This window comes from Metapseudomonas boanensis (assembly GCF_042232855.1).
GTDB classification, from domain to species: domain Bacteria; phylum Pseudomonadota; class Gammaproteobacteria; order Pseudomonadales; family Pseudomonadaceae; genus Metapseudomonas; species Metapseudomonas boanensis.
Genome location: NZ_CP113889.1, coordinates 852,432 through 873,801 on the forward strand (window position 1 = coordinate 852,432; position 21,370 = coordinate 873,801).

The following is a 21,370-nucleotide window of genomic DNA, read 5'->3' on the forward strand; positions in this document are numbered from 1 at the left end:
CGAAACACGAAAGCCCGCTGGGATGAAGACTAGATAAGGACGATTCTGGGCGATTCAAGCCGCCGGGCTTTGATGTGCATCATCCGCCCGGCGAGAAAGTCACTCGGCGAGCCAGACCAGGCTGGCAAAACGCCCGGTGCGCGGCGAGCGGCGGTAGGAGTAGAAACGTGGGTCGCTGACCGTACAGAAACCGCCCCCGAAGACGGCCTCGACGCCCCGCGCGGCGAGGTGGATACGCGCGAGCTGGTAGATATCGGCCATGTAACGCCCGTCATTCAGACTGGGACGAAAAGCCGCCGCACTTTCCGCGTGGCAGGCGAGAAAGGCTTCACGCACTTCCGGTCCGACCTCGAACGCCTCCGGGCCGATCGCCGGCCCCAGCCAGACCAGTACCTCGGCAGGCGGAACGGCCAGCGCGTCCAGCGTCGCTTCCAGCACACCGCCGGCCAGTCCGCGCCAACCGGCATGAGCAGCCGCGACACGGGTGCCCGAACGGTCACAGAACAGCGCCGGCAGGCAATCTGCGGTCAGCACGGCGCTGGCAATGCCGGGGGTATCGGTCCAGCTGGCATCGGCCTGTTCTACCGAAGCGGGATCGGCCTTGACCACGCGCACACCATGGACCTGGCTCAACCAGGCAGGCTGGCAGCCCAGCGATGAGCTCAGGACCTGCCGGTTGTGCTGCACAGCCTGGGGGTCATCGACGACATGGTCGCCAAGGTTGAGGCCCTCAAAGGGCGGCAGGCTGACGCCACCGTCACGGGTGGTGACGCAAGCTCGCACATTGGCAGGTGCGGGCCAGTCAGGCGTCAGCCAGCTGTTCATTGCTCGAAGGACTCGCGATCCTGGCGCAGCAGGCTCAGCAGCCAGACGAAATCATCCGGCAGCGGCGACTCCCACTTCATGCGCTCGCCCGTTATCGGATGGTCCAGTTCCAGGAAGCGGGCATGCAGGGCCTGGCGCGGGAATTCCTTGAGCGTTTGCACCATGGTTGGGTTCGCGGCCGGCGGAATACGGAAGCGGCCGCCGTAGACCGGGTCACCCACCAGCGGGAAGTTCACGTAGGCCATGTGCACGCGAATCTGGTGCGTACGGCCCGTTTCCAGCTTGACACGGGTATGGGTGTGCGAGCGAAAGCGCTCCAGCACGCGATAGTGGCTGACCGCAGGCTTGCCGCCGGCGACCACCGCCATGCGCTGGCGCTGCTGGCCGTGGCGACCGATGGGCGCATCGACCTTGCCGCCCGAGGTGATCACACCAACCACCACGGCCTCATATATACGGCTCACGCTGCGCGCCTGCAGTTGCGCGACCAGGCTGGTATGAGCCTCGAGGGTCTTGGCCACCACCATCAAGCCGGTGGTGTCCTTGTCCAGGCGATGGACGATGCCCGCGCGCGGCACGTTGGCCAGGCCTGGCACATGGTGCAGCAGGGCATTGAGCAAGGTGCCATCGGCATGCCCCGCTGCCGGATGGACCACCAGCCCGGCGGGCTTGTCCAGCACCAGCAGCTGGTCGTCTTCATAGACGATGTTCAGCTCGATGTCCTGAGCCACCCACTCGCCTTGGGATTCCTGCTCGGCCTCGAGTTCCAGATGCGCGCCGCCATGCACGATATCGCGCGGGCGCAGGACCTTGCCGTCGACCTTCAAGAGGCCGTCCTTGATCCAGCCGGACAGGCGGGACCGGGAGTGCTCGGCAAAGAGTTGTGCAGCGACCTGATCGAGACGTTGCCCACCCATTTCGGACGGGACCTCGGCGCTGAGTTGAATGACCTGCTTGGTAATGGAAGACATGCTCGGGAACGGAGGGGGGCGCAGCCTTTGGTTTCGGTTACGCGCTTGTGGTTAAATACCGCGTCTTTGTCCCGGGGGTTCCGGGGCGCCCATCATAACAGGACGGCTCAAGCCACGACAGCTAGCCGTCACAGGGACGCAAGCCGCCATGCAAGTGAAACACCTGCTGCTGATCGCCATTCTCGCCCTTACCGCCGCCTGTTCTTCCAATAAGGAAGTGGTGGACGAGAACCTCAGCGAGGCTGAGCTGTACCAGCAGGCCCAGGCCGATCTGGACAACAGCAGCTACACCCCCGCCATCGCCAAGCTGAAAGCCCTGGAATCGCGCTACCCCTTCGGCCGCTATGCCGAACAGGCGCAGCTTGAGCTGATCTACGCCTACTACAAGAATGCCGAGCCCGAGGCCGCACGCTCCGCCGCCGACCGTTTCATTCGCCTGCACCCGCAGCACCCGAACGTCGACTATGCCTATTATCTCAAGGGCCTGTCCTCCTTCGAACAGGACCGCGGCCTGGTGGCGCGCTTCCTGCCGCTGGACATGACCAAACGCGACCCAGGCGCCGCACGCGACTCGTACAACGAGTTCGCCCAACTGACCAGCCGCTTCCCGAACAGCCGCTACGCGCCTGACGCCAAGCAGCGCATGATCTACCTGCGCAACCTGCTGGCTGCTTATGAAATCCATGTTGCCCACTATTACCTGACCCGCCAGGCCTATGTCGCCGCCGGCAACCGCGGCCGCTACGTGGTGGAAAACTTCCAGGAAACCCCGGCTGTCGGCGACGGCCTGGCGGTGATGGTCGAGTCCTACCAGCGTCTGGGCCTCAACGACCTGGCCGCAACCAGCCTGGAAACCCTGAAGCTCAACTACCCGGATCACCCGAGCCTGGTGGACGGCCAGTTCGTGCCGCGCGAAGAGGAAGCGGACAACCGCTCCTGGCTGGCCAAGGCCACCCTCGGCCTGATCGAAAGCGAACCCCCTCCTCCTCCAGGTGGGACCCGGGCGGCTCAAGATGTGATCCGGCAGTACCAGGACGCCAAGGACGCGATTCCCGAAGAGCTGCTCCCGGAAAACCAGGAAGCGGTCGAGGAAGAAGAACACGAAGCGGAAGCCACCAGCAGCGACCGCTCCTGGTTCAGCCGCATGACCTTCGGCATCTTCGACTGACGAATTGCTGGAACAAGAAAGGGAGGCTCTTTAGCCTCCCTTTTTCATGCTTTCGAGAAAGCAGCGTGATCCGGCCGCCGAATTACCGGCTGGTGGGGTCCAGTCTGTCGCGCACCCAGTCGCCCAGCAGGGCGAAGGCCAGGGTGGTGAAGAAGATCACCAGCGCCGGCAGGGTCGCCAGCCACCAGGCGGTCAGCAGATAGTCGCGGCCGAAGCCGACCATGTTGCCGAGGCTGCTCATGGGAGGCTGGATGCCGAGGCCGAGGAAGCTCAAGGACGTTTCCAGCATGATGGTCTGCGGGAAGTTCAGCGTCATGTTGACGATCAGCGCGTTGGCGATGTTCGGCAGGATGTGCCGGCCGTAGACCCGCCACGGGGAGGCGCCGAGGGTGCGGACCGCCACGGCGTAGCCGTGCTCCACCGATGACAGCGCGAGACCTCGGGCGATGCGGGCGTATCGCTCCCAGCCGAACAGCCCCATCAGCAGGATGAACAGCATCAGGCTATTGCTGAAGAACGCCACCACGGCCAAGGCCAGGATCATGAACGGAATCGAGGCCTGGTAATCGATAGCGATCATCACCAGGTCGTCTACCCAGCCCCGGAAGTGGGTCGCCAGCAGACCGACCAGGGTGCCGAACAGCGCGCTGATCAAGGTGCCGACCAGCGCCACCAACAGGCTCACCTGCACCGAGGTGACCAGGCGGCTAAGGACGTCCCGGCCGAGGTGGTCGGTGCCGAGCAGGTGGCTCCAGCTCCCCGCCTCCAGCCAGATCGGAGGCTGCAGGCGTGCCCGCAGGTCGATGTGCTGATAGTCATAAGGCAGCCACAGGTCGCCCGTCAGGGCGACCAGCACCATCAGCGCCAGCCAGCCGATGGACAGCCAGATCAGCAAGGGCAGGCGTAGAGACCACCTCGCTCGCACCTTGGCAGCGCCGCGCCCGTTCACATTCGTTTCACTCATCGTCGTCATTTCAACCCCTGTTTCTCGAATCGCCCACACGTGGGTCGAGCCAGCCGTATAGAAGGTCAACCAGCAGGTTGGTCAACACCATCGAGCAGGCGATCAGCATCACGATGATCTGCACCACCGCCAGGTCGCGATTGGCCACCGAACTGACCAGCAGCCTGCCCAGACCCGGCCAGGCGAATACGCTTTCAGTCACCACGCCCCCCGCAACCAGGGTTCCGACGAAGAAACCAACGACCGTAATCAGCGGGATCGCAGCATTGGGCAGTGCGTGCCGGATTACCGCCCGATTCCAGCGCAGCCCCTTGGCCCGCGCAGTACGCATGTAGGGCTGGCTCAGCGCCTCCAGCATCGCCGAACGGGTGAAGCGCGCGAGCACTGCAGCTTCGGCCAAGGTCATGGTCAGCACCGGCATTACCAGATGCTGCCAACTGCCGCTGCCGCCAGTCGGCAGGATCTGCCAGGTGATCGAGAACAGCAGGATCAGCAGGATGCCGAAGACGAAGTTGGGCAGACTGAAACCGGCCACCGACAGCAGCATCGTCAGCCGATCTATCCAGCTGTTGCGATGCAACGCAGCCCAGATGCCGGCCGGAATGCCGATCAGCAGGGTGCAAATGCCGGTCACCCCCATCAGCAGCACGGTCGCGGGCAGGCGCTCCAGCACCGCGACCATCGCATCGCGCTCCTCGAAGTAGGAGTAACCGAAGTCGCCTTGCAGGCAGTTGCCGAGAAACTGCACATATTGCTGCCACAACGGCTGGTCCAGTCCCCATTGCTGGCGAAAGGCATCCAGCGCTCGGGGATCGGCATCCAGGCCGAGCACATAGATCGCCGGATCGCCGGACAGGCGCAGAACGATGAACACCGTGCTGACGATCAGCAGCACCGTCAGCAAGGCGCGCAGGAGTTTCTGCAGGCAATAGAGGGCATTCATCAGGCCACCTCCCTGGCAGTCGCCTCGGCATGGAAGCACGCGACCGCTCGATGCCGGCTGTCACCTTCGAGTTCGGGTTGCTGCTGTCGGCATCGGTCCGTGGCCTGGCTGCAGCGGGGATGGAATGCGCAGCCGGTCGGCGGGTTGGCCGGGCTCGGCGGTTCCCCAGGAAGCAGGAGCCGCTGATTGGGAGAGCCGGGGTCCAGGGTGGGAATGGCCGAGACCAGCGCCCGGGTGTAGGGGTGACGCGGCGCGCGAAACAGTTCATTGGCACGGCCCATCTCGACGATGCGGCCCAGGTACATCACCGCCACCCGATCGCACAAGTGGCGTACGACCGACAGATCATGACTGATAAATAGAAGCGTCAGCCCCCGCTCACGGCGCAATTGCTGAAGCAGGTTGACGATCTGGGCCTGGATCGACACGTCCAGCGCCGAGATCGGCTCGTCACAGACCAACAGCTCCGGTTCCAGCACCAGCGCTCGGGCCAACACCACCCGCTGACGCTGGCCACCACTCAGCTCATGCGGATACTTGGTCATCTGGCCCGGCAACAGCCCGACGCTTTGCATCAGCGCCTGCGCCAACTCACGCCGCCGTGCCCGGTCGTGCAAGCGATGGATGGTCAAGGGTTCGATCACCTGATCGAGCACCGTCATGCGTGGGTCCAGCGCGCCGAGCGGGTCCTGGAACACGTACTGGAGGCGTTGGCGCAAGGCGATCCAGTCGGCTTCCGAGCGGCCGATCAACTCCTCGCCGCGGTAACGCACTGAACCGGCACTGGCGCGGGCCATGCTCAGGATGAGCTTGGCGGTCGTCGATTTGCCACAGCCGCTTTCGCCTACCAGGCCAAAGGCTTCGCCCGGTTGAATATCGAAACTGACGCTGTTGACGGCATGGACCCACTGACGTGGGGCGAACAGGCGATTGCACGTGTTGCCTGGATAAGCGCAGCGCAGATCAGCGACCTCCAGCAGGGGCCGGTCCGGAGATATGGGGGTCATCGTGACGGCACTCGATTCGATGGCACGGTAGCAGGGAAGAAACAGGCGAATGTCTGGCCAGCTTCGGTGGACTGGCTGGTCGGTGTGCTGCTCCAGCAGACAGCCGATGCATTCGGGCAACGTGGCGCGAAGGCACAGCCCGCGCCCAGTTCCTGGGGTGGCGGCACCATGCCGGGGATCGCCATGAGTGCGTCATCGTCGCTGTCGATCCGTGGCAGCGAGGCCAGGAGCCCCCGCGTGTAGGGATGGCACGGCGAGCGGAAGACGGCCTCGACCGGCCCACTCTCGACGATCTGGCCGCAATACATCACCACGACCCGGTCGCAGGCCTGGACGACCACGCCAAGATCGTGGGTCACCAGGATGATCGACATGCCGCGCTGGTCGCGCAGTTGCCGCAGGAGGTCGATGATCTGCGCCTGCACGGTGACGTCCAGCGCGGTAGTGGGCTCGTCAGCGATCAGCAGGCGCGGATTGCCGGCCAGCATCATGGCGATCACCACCCGTTGGTTCAGGCCGCCCGACAGTTGATGTGGGTATGCCTGCAAACGCTGCTCCGGGTCCGGGACGCCGACATAACCGAGCAGCTGGAGCGCCCGCGCCTTCAAGGCTTGGCGACCGCGCCGGTCGGGATCATTGAGACGGATGGCCTCGAACAGTTGCCGCCCGATGGACTGCACGGGGTTCAGCGCACTCATAGGATCCTGGAAGATCATTGCCAGCTCGTTGCCACGCAACCGGCTCATGGCACGGTCATCCTGGCTCGGGATCGGCTCGCCATCCCAGCGCATCTCGCCGCTGAGCCGGGCATTGCCGTCCAGCAGTCCCATGGCGGCCATGCAGGTCACACTCTTACCGCTGCCGCTTTCACCGACCAGGCCGACTATCTCGCCCCGGCCCACCTGCAGATCGACGCCTTGCACCACCGGGACACTGGAGCCACCGGCGGCAAAGGCCACCTGCAAGTGGCGGATATCTAACAAAGGTTGCATTGAAACTCCTGACCAGACAGGCAGGGCGGCGTGACCCGCCCTGCACAGAGGGAAAGACCGCGATCAGTCCTTGACCCGCAAAGCTCGGCTGCCGAGGTCCATGAAGGGATTGTCCGAGGGGGTCCAGGCCAGCTCACTGCGCACGCCGTAATACATCGGCAAGGTGTGCAGGTAGGTCCCTGGCGGGTCTTGACGCTCGTAGACTTCAAGCAGTTGGCGCATGGCCTCGATCCGTTTGGCCTTATCAGTTCCCTTGAGCTGCTCGCCCCACTGGTTGAAGGCATCGCTTTGGTAGGTGTGATTGCGCTGGAACCACCCCTCAGGCCCATAGAGGCGGTAGATCTGGCCCAACGGATCGGGATATTCGGCACTGTTGGACCAGTTGAAGATGCCCCGGCCTTTCGGATCGTCCTCGATCTGGGCCCAGTTCTCCTTCGGCTCCAGCTTCACGTTGATCCCCACCTGGCGCCACATCTCAACCAGGATCTGCGCTGTATTGACCTCGCCGGCGTAGTAGTCCTGGAGATAGCGGTAAGCGATCGGCTCGCCCTTGTAGCCGGCCTCCTTCACCAACCGGCGCGCTTTTTCGGGGTCGTACGAAGTGCCCTTGAAATCGCCGATATAGAGGTCACCGAAGACTTCCATCTGCAGTCCGTTGGGCACGGACGTGTGCCCGCTATACAGGGTGTCGACGATCAGCTGGCGATCGATGGCAAGGCTCAGCGCCTGACGCATCTTCGGGTCTTTCAACTGGGGGTGGTTCTCGTCGAAAACGATGACGCGGATATTGCGAATCGGGCCGCCTTCGACGCGGGCAGTTCCGTCGGACTTGAGCAACTCGAACTGGTCCGGCGTCAATTCGGCAGCGATCTGGTAATCGCCGGCTTTCAGGCCCGCGATACGAGCAGCGGTTTCCGGCACCTCCTTGAAGGTGACGCTGTTGACCGGCGCCTTTTCGCCCCAATAACGGTCGAACGCTTGCAGCTTGATGTAATCGCCATGCCGGACTTCAGCCAGGCGGTAGGGGCCGGTGCCGATCGGCTGCTTGAGCCAGTTTTCCCAACTTCCGGCCGCCTGGAAGGCGTCCTTGCAGACCATTTCGCTCATCCAGTTGGCAAAGCGCAGCTCCAGCAAGGGGTCCGGCTGGACGAAGCGGATACGCACGGTATGGCTGTCGCGCACCTCGACCTGTTCCAGGCCACCCAGGTATTCGCGAGCGATGCCCCAGCCCGGCGCCTGCTCGCCCAGAAAGCGCTGCGGCCCCAGGCTGAAGGCCACATCCTCGGCATCGAAGACCTCGCCGTTATGGCACTGCACGCCCTGGCGCAGGCTGAACTCGAGGGTCCGGTCATCGAGCCGACGCCAGCTCTGCGCCAGCCCCGGCTTCAACTCGCCGCCAGCCTGGTTGTCGGTGTAGATCAGGGTTTCCAGCACATTCTTCATGACCCGGGCATTGACGTTACTGTTTTCGGCCATCGGGTCGAGGCGGGACGGATTCTTGGTGACCGCCACGGTCAGGTCGGTCTGGCTGACGGCCATGGCCTGTCCGGCGCTTGCACTGAGCACAGCGGCGCCCAGCAGGGTGCAGAACCTACGGGAGAAGCGATTCATCTTCTTGTTCCTCTAGCTGTTGTCGATGTCATCAAACGGTCACTGTCATTTACCAACCATTCCGCTAGATTGGTTTAAACCAAAGCTTAGACACTGGTTTAAACCACGCTTGTTACGATTTCGTTAAGCCTTGAGGAATTCAGGAAGATGGAACACGAGTCCACCATGACGTCTGCCGGTATTGCCCGGCTGGCGTTGAAGGACGCATTACGCGAGCAGCGCTGGCGCGCGGGTGAAAAGCTGCCGCCAGAGCGCGAGCTATGCGACTCCCTGGGCGTGAAGCGGATGTCGCTGCGTCAGGCGCTGCTGGCACTGGAAAACGAAGGCGCGATTTTCCGTCTGGATCGAAAGGGCTGGTTCGTCGCGCAGCCCCGCTTCATCTATGACCCGCTGAGCTACGTCAGCTTCCAGCGCGCGGCCTCCCTGCAGGGCGAAGCGACCTGGCAGGACCTTTCACAGGAAACAATCCAGGCCGATGCCGATCTGGCCGCTGATTTCGGTATCCAGCCGGGTGCTCCGCTGCTACGTGTGCAGGGCTGGGGCGCCTTCAATGGTCATCGGATCTTCGTCCACGACGTGCTGATCAACTGCCAGCGAGCACCGAACTATCCCGCAAAACTGGCGGGACGCTCGTTCACTGAAGTCTGGGAGCAGGAGTTCGCTATCAAGCCGAAGCTGGCCGACCTCAAGATCCGGCCCGTGCGGCTGGAGGGGCAGCCCCAGCAGTTGCTCGGCTGCAGCAACGGTGCGCCCGGCCTCTACATCCGGCGCATCAAGACCGATGAACAAGGCCAGGTGATCCAGCTCGACCGCGAGTTCTGGCGCTTCGAGGCCCTGGAGCTGCACTTCGCACCGGAGGTTTCACAATGAGTTCGACTCAGTCGACTTCCCCACAGGCCCTTCCCGAGGCGGCCTTGACGCTCGCCCAGGAAATGGCCGACGAGGCGCGAACCATCATCAAGCGATACTTCCGCACTCGGCCGGCCGTCGATGCGAAAGGGGACGCCAGTCCGGTGACCATTGCCGACCGTGAAGTGGAACGCATGATGCGCGAGCGTATCGAAGCGAGCTTCCCGGACCACGGCATCAAGGGCGAGGAGTTCGCCCACCGCAACCCGCAAGCGGAGTGGTGCTGGCATCTCGACCCGATCGATGGCACCAAGTCATTCCTCTCGGGTTCGCTGTGCTTTGGTACGCAAATCGCCCTCAGCCATCACGGTGAGCCCGTGCTGGGCCTGATCGACCAGCCGATCACCGGCGAGCGTTGGCTGGCCTCAACGTGTCGTTCAAGTGTGCTGAACGATCAGCCGATCCGCACGTCCGCTTGTACCGAGCTGGCCACCGCGGTGCTCTACACCTCGGACCCAGCCTGCCTGCAACCGGGTCAGGTCGCGGCCTTCGAGCGCTTGCGCCAGGCGATCAGCGTCACGCGTTATTCACACGACTGCTACGCCGCCGGCCTCCTGGCACTGGGCCAGATCGACCTGCTGGTGGAGGCCAATGTCTATCCCTACGATATTGCCGCGCAGATTCCGGTGATTGAAGGTGCGGGGGGCATCGTGACCGATTGGCAGGGCAATCCGCTGCAGTTGGATGGGCGAGTCAATGTCCTGGCGGCAGCCAATGCCGCGCTGCATGCCAAGGCGCTGGCGATGCTCAACGCAGGAACCGGGGCGTTATCGAGTACCCGGTAACGGGAGTCCGGGCCGAGCCACCCCGCACCTGCGGGACATAGGGGATGGGTTCTGCACGAAAAAACCTCGGACGGCGCTGAGACCGGCCTCAGGCTGCGTCATCCAATGCAGGCGACTTTCTTGGAGAACCTAATCCCCCAGCCGCCACCCCGAGGTGATCGGATAGCGCCGGTCGCGACCGAATCCGCGCTGGGTAACCCTTATGCCAATCGCCGCCTGGCGTCGCTTGTACTCATTGCGATCCACCAGCCGAAGCACCCGGTTGACCGTATCCTCATCGAAGCCCTCGGCGATGATGGCGTTGGCCGAGAGGTCATGCTCGATGTAGAGCTTGAGGATTTCATCCAGCAACGGATACGGCGGCAGCGAGTCCTCATCCAACTGGCCCGGCGCCAGCTCAGCCGAAGGCGGGCGCTCGATGACCCGCTGCGGAATCACCCGCCCATGGCTGTTTCGATACTCGGCCAGGCGAAATACCAGGGTCTTGGGTACGTCCTTGAGGACGTCGAAACCGCCCGCCATGTCGCCGTAGAGCGTGGCATACCCGACGGCGAGTTCGCTCTTGTTGCCGGTCGTCAGGACCAGGTAGCCCTTCTTGTTGGAAATGGCCATCAGTATGGTGCCTCGGCAGCGGGCCTGGAGGTTCTCCTCACTGGTGTCGCGGGGCGAGCCATCGAAGACCGGCGCCAGCGTCTGCATGAAGGCATCGACAGCAGCGGCAATCGGCAGAACCTGGTAACTGACGCCCAGGGCGCGCGCTTCGGCCTCGGCATCCTCCTGGCTGATCTGGGCGGTGTAGTGATAAGGCATCATCACCGCCTCGACCCGCTCCGGCCCCAGGGCATCAACGGCCACGGCAAGGGTCAGGGCCGAATCGATGCCGCCGGACAGCCCCAGCACCACACCGTTGAAACCGTTCTTGCGCACGTAGTCACGCACGCCTACCACCAGTGCCTGGTAGACACTGGCTTCAAGGCCGGGTAGCTCCTCGCAATGGGTCTGGCGCGGCCTCAGGCAGTCGCCTTGCCACTGCAGGTCGACTGGATACAACCCTTCGATGAACGCTGGTGTCCGCTGGCAAACCGCACGATAGACATCGATGACGCAACTGCCACCATCGAAGACCAGCTCATCCTGCCCACCTACCTGGTTGACATAGATGATCGGCATCTCGCCCTCGGCGGCGCGCTCGGCCAGCACCTCCTCCCGCTCGCGCTGTTTATCCAGGTGAAATGGGGAAGCATTCAAGCTCAGCATTAGCTGGGCCCCCGCTGCGCGGGCCTGCGCCATAGGTTCGGGGAACCAGATGTCCTCGCAAATCGACAAGGCCACGGCAATGCCCTTGATATCCACCACGCAGGCCTGCTGGCCAGGCTCGAAGTAGCGTTTCTCGTCGAAGACCCGGTAGTTGGGCAACTTCTGCTTGAAGTAGGTGGCCAGCAGTTCGCCGTCGGCGATCACTGCGCAGGCGTTGTAGCGCGCGTCGGCGTCCAGCCAGGGGTAGCCAACCACCAGGTAGATGCCGCGAACCTCCTCGCGCAGCCGCTGCAGCCCTTGCTCGATACGCCGCTGCATGCTGGAGCGCAGCAGGAGGTCCTCCGGTGGATAGCCGCTCAGCGTGAGTTCCGGAAAGACGATGACGTCCGCCTCCCAGAGTTCCCGCGCCGAATTCGCGGCCTCGATGATTCGTTCCACGTTGCCGTGTACATCACCGACTCGCAGATTGAGCTGCGCCATCACGACCCGCAGGCTTTGGCTCATGGCCGCCTCCTCAGCGTTGTCCACAATGCGCCGAGCACCGTGGAATGCGTCTCAGCGCCACCATACTCCGCATCACGCGCAGCGGATACTGCCCAAGGCTCCACAGCCGTGCGGCTGGTCTCTGTGCGTGGACAACCGGCTTGGATAAACTGCCAGACTCCAAACTAGATGAGAGCACCAACAGGATGTTTCGCCTGCTGTTCTGGATTGCCGTGATCTTCGCCGCCATTTGGCTCTGGCGCCGGTTCAAGACCCCAACCCCGCCGCGCCCTGCCCCACGCCAGGACGATGAAACCCAGCCCATGGTGCGCTGCGCCCAGTGCGGTGTTCACCTGCCGCGCGCCCATGCTTTGTCCCGCGACGACCGCTGGTACTGCAGTCAGGCCCACCTCGAACAGGACAAGAGCTCTGGTGAGCGCTGAGAGCCTGAACGGAGTCGGTCCGCAGGCACGACGCATTTTCCGCCTCTACAACCTTTATCGGTTGTCGATCGGCCTGCTACTCGTGCTACTGATTTCCAGCGAGCTCGACGACCAGTTGCTGAACCCCGTCAATGCGGACCTGTTCCGCAAGGGCAGCTGGTTCTACCTGATCCTCAACGTACTGGTCGCGACGCTGGTCGCCCAACCCCGGCGCATGGTGCAGATATTCAGCCTTGCCCTGGTGGATGTGCTGCTGCTGTCCGGCCTGTTCTTCGCTGCAGGCGGCACTCCCAGCGGCATCGGCAACCTGCTGATCGTCTCGGTGGCGATCTCCAACTCACTGTTGCGCGGTCGCATCGGTCTGCTGGTGGCGGCGGTGGCGGCCATCGGCCTGATCTACCTGACCTTCTACCTCAGCCTCATCTACCCGCAGGTGTCCAGCCAGTTCGTCCAGGCCGGCGCATTGGGCGCCCTTTGCTTCGCCGCTGCGCTGTTCGTCCAGGCAGCCAGCAAGCGACTGCAACGCAGCGAAAGCCTGGCCGAGCAACGGGCGGAGGACGTAGCCAACCTCGAAGCGCTCAATGCGCAGATCCTCGAGCGCATGCGCACCGGCATCCTGGTCCTGGACCCCTTGCACCGTATCCTCCTGGCCAACCAGGGCGCCCAGACCCTGCTCGGCAAGGAAGGTCTTGCCGGCAAACCACTTGCCCCGCAATGCCCGGAGCTGCTGCATTGCTACGAACAGTGGGTCAGCAACCCCACATTGCGACCACCAAGTTTCCAGGCCTTCACCGACGGCCCGACACTGCAGCCCAGCTTCGTTCCACTGCCCCAGGGCAGGCAGGAAAACATCCTCGTGTTTCTCGACGATATTTCCCAGGTGGCGCAGCAGGCCCAACAACTGAAACTGGCCTCTCTGGGGCGCCTCACCGCGGGCATCGCCCACGAAATCCGCAACCCGCTTGGGGCCATCAGCCATGCTGCGCAGCTGTTGCATGAGTCGGAGGACCTGCCAGGGCCCGACCGGCGTCTGGCGCAGATCATCCAGGACCATTCGCGACGCATGAACCTGGTGATCGAGAACGTATTGCAACTGTCCCGTCGCCGCCAGTCAGACCCCCAGTTGCTGGACCTCAAGTACTGGCTGACCCGCTTCGCCAGTGAGTTTCGCAGCTCCGCCAGTACTAACCAGACCCTTCATCTGGCCAGCATTGGCAGCACCCTGCAGACACGCATGGACCCGCACCAGCTGACTCAGGTCCTGACCAACCTGGTCGAGAACGGCCTGCGCTACAGCGCCCAGAAGCACACGCAAGGCCAGGTGTGGCTCAAGCTGTTCCGCGACCCGGAAAGCGATCTGCCGGTGCTCGAGGTCGAGGACGACGGCGAGGGCGTGCCGGAAGAGCACCGACCGCACATCTTCGAGCCCTTCTACACCACCGAAAACAAAGGCACGGGGCTCGGGTTGTATATTTCCCGCGAACTCTGCGAGAGCAACCAGGCTCGCCTCGACTACAAACCCCGCGAGCAAGGCGGCAGCTGCTTCCGTATCACCTTTGCCCATCCGCGCAAACTGAGCTGACCATGACCCGACAGAGAGCCCTGATCGTCGATGACGAGCCCGATATCCGCGAATTGCTGGAGATCACCCTCGGGCGGATGAAGCTCGACACCCGCAGCGCACGCAATCTCAAGGAAGCCCGCGAATGGCTGGCCCGCGAGCCCTTCGACCTGTGCCTGACCGACATGCGCCTGCCCGATGGCACTGGCCTTGAGCTAGTACAGTACATCCAGCAGCGCCACCCGCTGGTCCCGGTAGCGATGATCACTGCCTACGGTAGCCTCGACACTGCCGTGAACGCCCTGAAGGCCGGCGCCTTCGACTTCGTCACCAAGCCCGTCGACCTCGGCCGCTTGCGCGAACTGGTCAATACGGCCCTGCGTCTCAGCAATCCGGAAGCCAGCGAAGCGCCGGTGGATAGTCGCTTGCTGGGCGACTCGCCGCCGATGAAGTCCCTGCGCAATCAGATCCAGAAACTTGCCCGCAGCCAGGCGCCGGTCTACATCAGCGGCGAATCCGGCAGCGGCAAGGAGCTGGTGGCTCGCCTGATCCACGAGCAAGGGCCGCGCGCAGAACGCCCCTTCGTTCCGGTGAACTGCGGCGCCATTCCCTCGGAGCTGATGGAAAGCGAATTCTTCGGCCACAAGAAAGGCAGCTTCACCGGCGCGCTCGAAGACAAGCAGGGCCTGTTCCAGGCGGCCAATGGCGGCACCTTGTTCCTCGACGAAGTGGCGGACCTGCCGTTGCCAATGCAGGTGAAACTGCTACGCGCCATTCAGGAAAAGGCCGTAAGGACCGTTGGTGGTCAGCAGGAAGTGGTGGTCGACGTGCGCATCCTCAGCGCCACGCACAAGGACCTCGCCGCTGAAGTGGCCGCCGGGCGCTTCCGTCAGGACCTCTACTACCGCCTGAACGTCATCGAACTTGGCGTGCCGCCCCTGCGCGAACGCCGCGAAGACATTCCGCTGCTTACCGAGACCATGCTCAAGCGCCTGGCGCAGCAAAGCGGCCTGCCCGCTGCGCGGCTCACGACCGAAGCACTGGACAAACTCAAGTGCTACCGCTTCCCGGGCAACGTGCGCGAACTGGAAAACATGCTCGAGCGTGCCTACACGCTCTGCGAAGATAATGAGATCCAGGCCCGCGACCTGCGGCTCAGCGAGGCGAGCAGCAGCGCCGAGTCAGGCGAAGCGAACCTGGCGCAGATCGATAACCTTGAGGACTACCTGGAGGAGATCGAGCGCAAACTGATCATGCAGGCGCTGGAAGAGACGCGCTGGAACCGCACCGCTGCTGCCCAGCGCTTGGGCCTGACCTTCCGCTCGATGCGCTATCGGTTGAAGAAGCTGGGCATAGATTGATCCGCCTGCAGGAGCGAGGGGGACGCCGAGTCCTTGTACGCGAACATCCTCCGCTTTCGCCTCCTACGAAAAGGTCGCCACCCTCCTGTAGGAGCGAGCTTGCTCGCGAACTTCACCCCCGCATTCGCCAGCAAGCTGGCTCCTACGAAAAGCCCCTCGCTCGCCCCTGTAGGAGCGAGCTTGCTCGCGAACATCACCCCCGCATTCGCCAGCAAGCTGGCTCCTACGAAAAGCCCGTCGCCGCCCCTGTAGGAGCGCGCTTGCTCGCGAACATCACCCCCGCATTCGCCAGCAAGCTGGCTCCTACGAAAAGCCCCTCGCTCGCCCCTGTAGGAGCGAGCTTGCTCGCGAACACCACGTCCCGCATTCGCCAGCAAGCTGGCTCCTACGAAAAGCCCCTCGCCCGCCCCTGTAGGAGCGCGCTTGCTCGCGAACATCACCCCCGCATTCGCCAGCAAGCTGGCTCCTACGAAAAGCCCGTCGCCGCCCCTGTAGGAGCGCGCTTGCTCGCGAACATCACCCCCGCATTCGCCAGCAAGCTGGCTCCTACGAAAAGCCCGTCGCTCGCCCCTGTAGGAGCGAGCTTGCTCGCGAACACCACGTCCCGCATTCGCCAGCAAGCTGGCTCCTACGAAAAGCCCCTCGCCCGCCCCTGCAGGAGTGCGCTTGCTCGCGAACATCACCCCCGCATTCGCCAGCAAGCTGGCTCCTACGAAAAGCCCGCCGCCCGCCCCCCTGTAGGAGCGAGCTTGCTCGCGAACATCACCCCCGCATTCGCCAGCAAGCTGGCTCCTACGAAAAGCCCGCCGCCCGCCCCTGTAGGAGCGAGCTTGCTCGCGAACTTCACCCCCGCATTCGCCAGCAAGCTGGCTCCTACGAAAAGCCCGTCGCGGCCCCTGTAGGAGCGAGCTTGCTCGCGAACATCGCCCCCGCATTCGCCAGCAAGCTGGCTCCTACGAAAAGCCCGTCGCTCGCCCCTGTAGGAGCGAGCTTGCTCGCGAACACCACGCCCCGCATTCGCCAGCAAGCTGGCTCCTACGAAAAGCCCGTCGCCCGCCCCTGTAGGAGCGAGCTTGCTCGCGAACATCACCCACGCTTTCGCCAGCAAGCTGGCTCCTACGAGACGCCCGCCGCCGCCCCTGTAGGAGCGAGCTTGCTCGCGAACATCGCCCACACTTTCGCCAGCAAGGGGCCGCTGGCGGAGGTGCTTGTTTGCGCTCAGCCCAATCGAGTGGCCGGTGTATACGGGGCTGGATCGATGATCGGCTTGCGTTCCAGCATGAGGTCCGCCAGCAACCGGCAGGACGCCGGTGCCAGGACGAGCCCGTTACGGTAGTGCCCGCAGTTCAACCAGAGGCCGTCGAACCCCGCCACAGGACCAATGAAGGGAATCCCCTCCGGCGAGCCAGGACGCAGCCCGGCCCAGTGCCCCACCAGCTCGGCATCCGCCAGGCCCGGTAGTAGTTCGAAGGCAGATGCCTTGAGGCTTTCCAGGGCTTCCTCGGTAGGGGTCTTGTCGAATCCGGCGTGCTCCAGGGTGCTGCCAACGAGGACGTGACCGTCACGCCGCGGAATCGCATAGCGCCCCTTGGCCAGCACCATGGACGGCAGGAAGTCCTCCGCGCATTTGAACAGGATCATCTGCCCCTTCACGGGCTCCACCGGCAGCTCGACGCCCAAGGTTCCCAACAGCTCGCCACTCCAGGCACCGGCAGCCAGCACCACCCGATCGGCCAGGAGTTCGCCTTCGACCGTGCTCACACCGGTGACCCGCTGGCCATCACGGACAAAACCGCGCACTTCGCACGACTCGTGCAAGGTCACATTCGGCATCCGTAGCAAAGCCTCTCGCAGGGCACGAGTCAGACGCGGGTTGCGCACATTGGCCACGCCCGCCATATAGATCGCCCGCTGGAAACCCGGTCCGAGCGGGGGAACGGCGGCATGGACCTGCGCCATATCGACCGGGGCCAACGGCCTCCCCTGAGCGGCGGCCCAGGCCAGCGCCTCAGCCTCATCCTCCAGGTCCAGCCAGTAGAGCCCCGTGACGAAGACCTCAGGGTCCACACCGGTTTCAGCGAGCAGTTGCTGACCGAGCTGCGGATAGAAGTCCTGCGACCAATGCGCCAACGCCGTAACGGCGGAGGAATAGCGCCAGGGATAAAGCGGGGACACGATGCCGCCGCCGGCCCAGGAGGACTCGCGTCCGCAAGGGCCCTTGTCGAGCACGGCCACGTCAACCCCTTCCTTCGCCAATAGGTACGCTGACAGCAACCCGATAGCTCCCCCACCGACCAGCAAAACGCGCATGAAACCTCCAGCACAACAGGAAAATCTGGCGCGTCGCTCGCCTCGGCAGTCTCCAGAGACTGCCTCGCACAAACGGCGCATGGACAATACGATCGCAGCACCAGGGTGCGGGCAAAGCCCGGCACCGGGAGAGGAATTCTAAGACAGGGAGACGCGCAGATGCGCGATCGAGGAGCCCGGACGACTGTTCAATCGTCTGTCAGGAGCAATCACCACTGGTGGTTTTGGACACAGAGGCCCGACCCGTGAGGCTGATCGAAACCAGCCGTTCCTGCTCACCTACGCTTGGTGACGCGCGGCAGACTTTCAACACCGTGCTCACGGACGCTGTGCCCGTGGGCTGGAAGGCAATGCTGTGCACACTGGCACTGATCACGAATCCGCTCGGTGCAGCCGGATGGACCTGCACCACCGTGCCACCCGAACTGCGAACTATCCAGCCCTGCTGCCAGCCGCCCGATGTCGCACAGGTTGACCCATTGGAGGACGCGCAGAGGGTGACCGCCTGGTTGCGCTTGACCGCCTCGCTACGCGCAAGCGCCGCCCCCGCAACCAGGTCGTTCGCCTGACTCCGCAACTTGCTGCCCAGGGTCACATCAGTGAAGGATGGGATGGCGATCCCGAGGAGGACCGCCAGCACCACCAGGGTGACCATCAGCTCGATCAGGGTGAAGCCTCCGCAGCGACACCACCGGGCGTCGTCCACCACTCCCGCATTCATGGGCAGGCTGCTCATTCTCGATCGATGCTCCAGTAAACCCGTCCTTTCGGCCGCTCTGACGTGGAAAATTCGGGATCAGGCTCAAAGCACTCCAGCGTGCAAACGAACGGCAGCTCCGTACCATCATCCAGCCTCACCTCGCCTGCCACCGGTGACGGCGACAGGCCACCACCATCCAGGACAATGAACCTGTCGCCATCCAGACCCGAGGCATCCTTGTAGGAGATGTTATAGGCACGGTTTGTCCCCAGACCAGAACAGGCATTCGGATCAGGAGAGGTCGGCTGGTGCGTATTGAAGACAATTCGCCCAAACACGGTCACAGCTGAGGTCACGACTTGCTCAGAGGCAGCCAGGGCCAGATACCAACCCTTGGGCTTGGAGTTCAACTGCGACTGAGTGGGATTGCCGCTGCCAGATATCGGCAACAGCGTATTGAGACAGATGAAACTATCACCGCTATCCGAACAGATGTCATCGCCAGTCAACCAGTCCGCGGTCGTCGGCCGATCTTTGATATTGAAGAAGTAGTTGGTCAGGCCGGCAGTTGCGGCATAGCTGCTCAACGGTTTTTCCCGATCGCCGGAACCTAGCTGCAGCAGATAGCTATCACCTGAAACTACAACTTCCGGGGCAAACATGAACTTCCTGTTGATAGAACATGTTCCTCCGTTCGCACAACCCAGAGAAGCAATCCGGTCGATATCCCAATCGCCCGGCGCATCGTTGCCGATCGTGATTCGGTAAACATTACCGCCCAGGTCAGCCGCATAGGCGTACTTCGCCCGTCCGTTGCTATCCGGTACTACCGTAACGTCCCCGACCACACCTCTCTCGGTATTCAGCGTGTTAAGCAGCGCGCCGGTATTGGCGTCCAGCACATAGATCTTGTTTCCTTTGCTGGAAGACGTGCAGGAATGGTTGGAAGTACCGTTATCGGTATCTTCACAGTTGTCATAGCCACCGCCCATGATCAGTAGCGGCGAGTTACCGGAGTCGTAACCAGCAGCCTTCAACACCATGGCCGACGACCATGTTTGGCCGATCCCGTCAAACCCCGCCGTACAGCCGGTATCGTTCCCAAGATTCGGGCAGCCGACCTTCCACTTCAGTGCAGGACTGGTTGGGCTGGTTACGTCGAAAGCATAAAGGGCACGCCCACCCCGGCGCATGCCAGCATAGATGAATGTCTTCTGGACGCTGCTGATGGTGCCGCGGAATGCGGTGATTGGACCGTCAACGCCATAGCTCTTTGGCTGCCCCCCCGTGCTGCCCTGGAAGCTGATGGTCGGAGCATTTGTCCGCAGGCGGTTGAGATTGCCGTAGAACTCGGGCGGCACGAAGGACCAAAGCTCTCGCCCCGCTTCAGTATCCGTTTCACTAGCAGGACGATTACCGTTGATGGCCCGGAACGCCCCGTCGTTACCACCGTAGTAGACGACCACATTCGGAGCCCCCGTGGATCCGTAGTCAATTGCCACCGGCCTGGAGTGCACGACATCGCCGTGGGCCGAGCGACGCATTTCAGTGGTGGTCACTCCATCGGTGTCCTCATCGTCCACGTCGAGGCCCCGCGCCCAGTTGATCAGCCCATCCCTGTTTGCATCGGTGACACCAAGGAGGGACGAAGTGATTGCGCTGTTGGTAGAGGCAAAGTCCGTCAATTGGGTGCATGAAGAAAAAGTCGGGTTGCAGGTATACATCGTCCGACTGGTCCCGCTCCTCAACAGATAGCCTTGCCCCCCCTTTTCAACCACATTGCCGTCAGGCGTGTTCGAAATATCCGAGTTGGCGACGGTCAGGCATGAACCTTGAGGGCGGTTCTGCCAATAGGTGTCGAGAGTTGAGCGGGTCCAGAAGCTACGCGCACATTCGGCAATGAAGTTAGTCGAGGTGTTGATCGCCGCATTGCCGTTGGCATCCTGCAGCCTCAAGGAACCATTGGTGATCCCCAACTTGTACTGCTTGAGATTACCCGCCCACCGGGGAGCCAGGTTCTCGTCGGGGCGGAACATCCCGATGAACACCTGGTTCAGGTAGGTTCCCTGCGTATTCACACTCACCGGAAGGCTAACCGACGCGAAGGCACTGTTGACCGACTGAATTTCGGAGAGCGCTGTTTTCAGAGCATCGGCAATCTGAGTACCCGTGGCGGTGACGTCGAAGTACTTGCCGCCACTCACACCCGCAATGCTTTTGAGCAATGCCGTCCAGCCTGGACCCTGGCCGGTAGTCACCTTGTTCACATCGATGGTGTAGGTGACGATTCCAAGGTCGCTGGTCTTCATGAAGCGCGCCCACTCATCCGCCATGTTGTCTTGCGATCCACTGGGAGAGATGGGAATAGTCGTCGTCCGGCCGCCAGCAGCGCTAAGCGCAGCGGTGCTCGCAGTTGTGTCGTTATTGTTGTCCTGAGCCGCACCATTGCTGATGTAGATGATGAAGTTCTTGGCGCAGCCGGAGGCTATTGGGGTGTTGTAAGCAGTTGCATTCTTGGAGGCCAGAGCATTCCCCGAAAGTGCATAGATAGCGTTCGAGGCCGTTGTTCCCGAGGTATTGCCTGCATAGTCTGTTTTGTTCTTGCCATTACCAGCATGCGGGGCGCCCGCTGAAAAGTACTGGTAGGCCTCCCACATCGCCAAACTGGCTTTGCCGCCGTTCGACTTATCGTCGGTAATGTGAAGGCTTTGAACCAATTGCTGGTACGTGGTCTTGTTGGTGCTGTTCAACAGGCGAATGGCTGCTCGTACATAAGCGCCATCCACATTGGAGTTACCTTGGCCGGATTCCGTGAACATCATCAGGCCAAGGCGAAACTTGTCCGCATCCAGTCCACCCAGCACCGTGCTCAGGGCCGTCATTTCATTAGTGAAAGCGTTGTTCCAGTTGGCGGTGTTATCCAGCACGATCAGCACATTCGGCACATCGTTGGCGCTGGGCGTGGTCCCCACGAAAAGATCGATGTCCTCTGCCTGGCCAGGGAGCCAGAACGCCAGGGCCGCTGCCGCCACTATTCCTTTCAAGAACCCCGTTCTCATACCGCTCTCCTGAAGCAGACC

Annotated in this window: 17 protein-coding genes; 6 read left to right on the plus strand and 11 right to left on the minus strand. The window is 62.8% G+C overall.

Going from position 1 to position 21,370, the window contains the following annotated elements:
* Positions 1–99: 99 nt before the first annotated feature.
* Positions 100–825: a peptidoglycan editing factor PgeF gene (gene pgeF, locus OXH74_RS03975; protein WP_375740158.1), complete on the minus strand. Its 726-nt coding sequence runs from the start codon at positions 823–825 to the stop codon at positions 100–102.
* Positions 822–1,796 (minus strand): 23S rRNA pseudouridine(1911/1915/1917) synthase RluD, encoded by a 975-nt coding sequence (gene rluD, locus OXH74_RS03980; RefSeq protein ID WP_215372978.1) that lies wholly within the window; start codon positions 1,794–1,796, stop codon positions 822–824. The genes pgeF and rluD overlap by 4 nt, the downstream gene beginning before the upstream one ends.
* A 148-nt stretch (positions 1,797–1,944) precedes the next feature.
* Between rluD and OXH74_RS03985 the strand changes: the two genes are divergently transcribed.
* Positions 1,945–2,964: an outer membrane protein assembly factor BamD gene (locus OXH74_RS03985; protein WP_375740159.1), complete on the plus strand. Its 1,020-nt coding sequence runs from the start codon at positions 1,945–1,947 to the stop codon at positions 2,962–2,964.
* Positions 2,965–3,046: 82 nt separating this feature from the next.
* Here the strand turns inward: OXH74_RS03985 and OXH74_RS03990 are convergent, their stop codons facing one another.
* The 5 genes from OXH74_RS03990 to OXH74_RS04010 form a co-directional block, all read right to left on the minus strand.
* Positions 3,047–3,928 carry an ABC transporter permease gene (locus tag OXH74_RS03990; protein ID WP_375740160.1) on the minus strand — a complete coding sequence of 294 codons (882 nt, stop codon included), beginning with the start codon at positions 3,926–3,928 and terminating at the stop codon, positions 3,047–3,049.
* 10 nt (positions 3,929–3,938) lie between these two features.
* A complete protein-coding gene (locus tag OXH74_RS03995) occupies positions 3,939–4,871 on the minus strand; it encodes an ABC transporter permease (RefSeq protein WP_375740161.1) in 933 nt (310 codons plus the stop codon).
* Complete coding sequence (locus OXH74_RS04000; protein ID WP_375740162.1) at positions 4,871–5,878, minus strand: ABC transporter ATP-binding protein; 1,008 nt, start codon at positions 5,876–5,878, stop codon at positions 4,871–4,873. Before OXH74_RS04000 ends, OXH74_RS03995 begins: the two co-directional genes overlap by 1 nt.
* Positions 5,875–6,870: an ABC transporter ATP-binding protein gene (locus OXH74_RS04005; protein ID WP_375740163.1), complete on the minus strand. Its 996-nt coding sequence runs from the start codon at positions 6,868–6,870 to the stop codon at positions 5,875–5,877. Before OXH74_RS04005 ends, OXH74_RS04000 begins: the two co-directional genes overlap by 4 nt.
* A 63-nt stretch (positions 6,871–6,933) precedes the next feature.
* Positions 6,934–8,481, minus strand: coding sequence for an ABC transporter substrate-binding protein (locus OXH74_RS04010; RefSeq protein WP_375740164.1), 1,548 nt, complete (start codon positions 8,479–8,481; stop codon positions 6,934–6,936).
* Positions 8,482–8,628: 147 nt separating this feature from the next.
* Here OXH74_RS04010 and OXH74_RS04015 point away from each other — a divergent pair, with 147 nt between their 5' ends.
* Positions 8,629–9,351 (plus strand): GntR family transcriptional regulator, encoded by a 723-nt coding sequence (locus OXH74_RS04015; RefSeq protein ID WP_375740165.1) that lies wholly within the window; start codon positions 8,629–8,631, stop codon positions 9,349–9,351.
* A complete protein-coding gene (locus tag OXH74_RS04020; protein WP_375740166.1) occupies positions 9,348–10,175 on the plus strand; it encodes an inositol monophosphatase family protein in 828 nt (275 codons plus the stop codon). The genes OXH74_RS04015 and OXH74_RS04020 overlap by 4 nt, the downstream gene beginning before the upstream one ends.
* 129 nt (positions 10,176–10,304) lie before the next feature.
* On the opposite strand, the gene OXH74_RS04025 is transcribed toward OXH74_RS04020, so the two are convergent.
* Positions 10,305–11,936: an NAD+ synthase gene (locus OXH74_RS04025; protein ID WP_375740167.1), complete on the minus strand. Its 1,632-nt coding sequence runs from the start codon at positions 11,934–11,936 to the stop codon at positions 10,305–10,307.
* Positions 11,937–12,121: 185 nt separating this feature from the next.
* On the opposite strand from OXH74_RS04025, the gene OXH74_RS04030 reads away from it, so the two are divergent.
* From OXH74_RS04030 to OXH74_RS04040, 3 genes are read left to right on the plus strand one after another with little or no spacing between them, the layout of a single operon-like run.
* A complete protein-coding gene (locus OXH74_RS04030; protein WP_215373029.1) occupies positions 12,122–12,358 on the plus strand; it encodes a PP0621 family protein in 237 nt (78 codons plus the stop codon).
* Entirely contained in the window at positions 12,348–13,940 is a 1,593-nt protein-coding gene (locus OXH74_RS04035; RefSeq protein ID WP_375740168.1) for a PAS domain-containing sensor histidine kinase, read from the plus strand. The genes OXH74_RS04030 and OXH74_RS04035 overlap by 11 nt, the downstream gene beginning before the upstream one ends.
* Before the next feature lie 2 nt (positions 13,941–13,942).
* Entirely contained in the window at positions 13,943–15,280 is a 1,338-nt protein-coding gene (locus OXH74_RS04040) for a sigma-54-dependent transcriptional regulator (protein WP_375740169.1), read from the plus strand.
* Positions 15,281–16,498: 1,218 nt separating this feature from the next.
* Here OXH74_RS04040 and thiO read toward each other — a convergent pair.
* The 3 genes from thiO to OXH74_RS04055 all read right to left on the minus strand — a co-directional run bounded on the left by thiO (position 16,499) and on the right by OXH74_RS04055 (position 21,349).
* The gene (gene thiO / locus OXH74_RS04045; RefSeq protein WP_375740170.1) at positions 16,499–17,590 is read right to left on the minus strand and encodes a glycine oxidase ThiO; all 1,092 of its coding nucleotides are present in this window, start codon (positions 17,588–17,590) and stop codon (positions 16,499–16,501) included.
* Between the two features lie 199 nt (positions 17,591–17,789).
* Positions 17,790–18,326, minus strand: a complete 537-nt coding sequence (locus OXH74_RS04050) for a GspH/FimT family pseudopilin (RefSeq protein WP_375740171.1) — start codon at positions 18,324–18,326, stop codon at positions 17,790–17,792.
* A complete protein-coding gene (locus OXH74_RS04055; RefSeq protein WP_375740172.1) occupies positions 18,323–21,349 on the minus strand; it encodes a pilus assembly protein in 3,027 nt (1,008 codons plus the stop codon). Before OXH74_RS04055 ends, OXH74_RS04050 begins: the two co-directional genes overlap by 4 nt.
* Positions 21,350–21,370: the final 21 nt, after the last annotated feature.

What these genes read in the sequence shown, in the direction of transcription:
- pgeF (WP_375740158.1), bottom strand. Translation starts at nt 825, where the DNA reads ATGAACAGCTGGCTGACGCCTGACTGGCCCGCACCTGCCAATGTGCGA.
- rluD (WP_215372978.1), bottom strand. Translation starts at nt 1,796, where the DNA reads ATGTCTTCCATTACCAAGCAGGTCATTCAACTCAGCGCCGAGGTCCCG.
- OXH74_RS03985 (WP_375740159.1), top strand. Translation starts at nt 1,945, where the DNA reads ATGCAAGTGAAACACCTGCTGCTGATCGCCATTCTCGCCCTTACCGCC.
- OXH74_RS03990 (WP_375740160.1), bottom strand. Translation starts at nt 3,928, where the DNA reads ATGAGTGAAACGAATGTGAACGGGCGCGGCGCTGCCAAGGTGCGAGCG.
- OXH74_RS03995 (WP_375740161.1), bottom strand. Translation starts at nt 4,871, where the DNA reads ATGAATGCCCTCTATTGCCTGCAGAAACTCCTGCGCGCCTTGCTGACG.
- OXH74_RS04000 (WP_375740162.1), bottom strand. Translation starts at nt 5,878, where the DNA reads ATGACCCCCATATCTCCGGACCGGCCCCTGCTGGAGGTCGCTGATCTG.
- OXH74_RS04005 (WP_375740163.1), bottom strand. Translation starts at nt 6,870, where the DNA reads ATGCAACCTTTGTTAGATATCCGCCACTTGCAGGTGGCCTTTGCCGCC.
- OXH74_RS04010 (WP_375740164.1), bottom strand. Translation starts at nt 8,481, where the DNA reads ATGAATCGCTTCTCCCGTAGGTTCTGCACCCTGCTGGGCGCCGCTGTG.
- OXH74_RS04015 (WP_375740165.1), top strand. Translation starts at nt 8,629, where the DNA reads ATGGAACACGAGTCCACCATGACGTCTGCCGGTATTGCCCGGCTGGCG.
- OXH74_RS04020 (WP_375740166.1), top strand. Translation starts at nt 9,348, where the DNA reads ATGAGTTCGACTCAGTCGACTTCCCCACAGGCCCTTCCCGAGGCGGCC.
- OXH74_RS04025 (WP_375740167.1), bottom strand. Translation starts at nt 11,936, where the DNA reads ATGAGCCAAAGCCTGCGGGTCGTGATGGCGCAGCTCAATCTGCGAGTC.
- OXH74_RS04030 (WP_215373029.1), top strand. Translation starts at nt 12,122, where the DNA reads ATGTTTCGCCTGCTGTTCTGGATTGCCGTGATCTTCGCCGCCATTTGG.
- OXH74_RS04040 (WP_375740169.1), top strand. Translation starts at nt 13,943, where the DNA reads ATGACCCGACAGAGAGCCCTGATCGTCGATGACGAGCCCGATATCCGC.
- thiO (WP_375740170.1), bottom strand. Translation starts at nt 17,590, where the DNA reads ATGCGCGTTTTGCTGGTCGGTGGGGGAGCTATCGGGTTGCTGTCAGCG.
- OXH74_RS04050 (WP_375740171.1), bottom strand. Translation starts at nt 18,326, where the DNA reads ATGAGCAGCCTGCCCATGAATGCGGGAGTGGTGGACGACGCCCGGTGG.
- OXH74_RS04055 (WP_375740172.1), bottom strand. Translation starts at nt 21,349, where the DNA reads ATGAGAACGGGGTTCTTGAAAGGAATAGTGGCGGCAGCGGCCCTGGCG.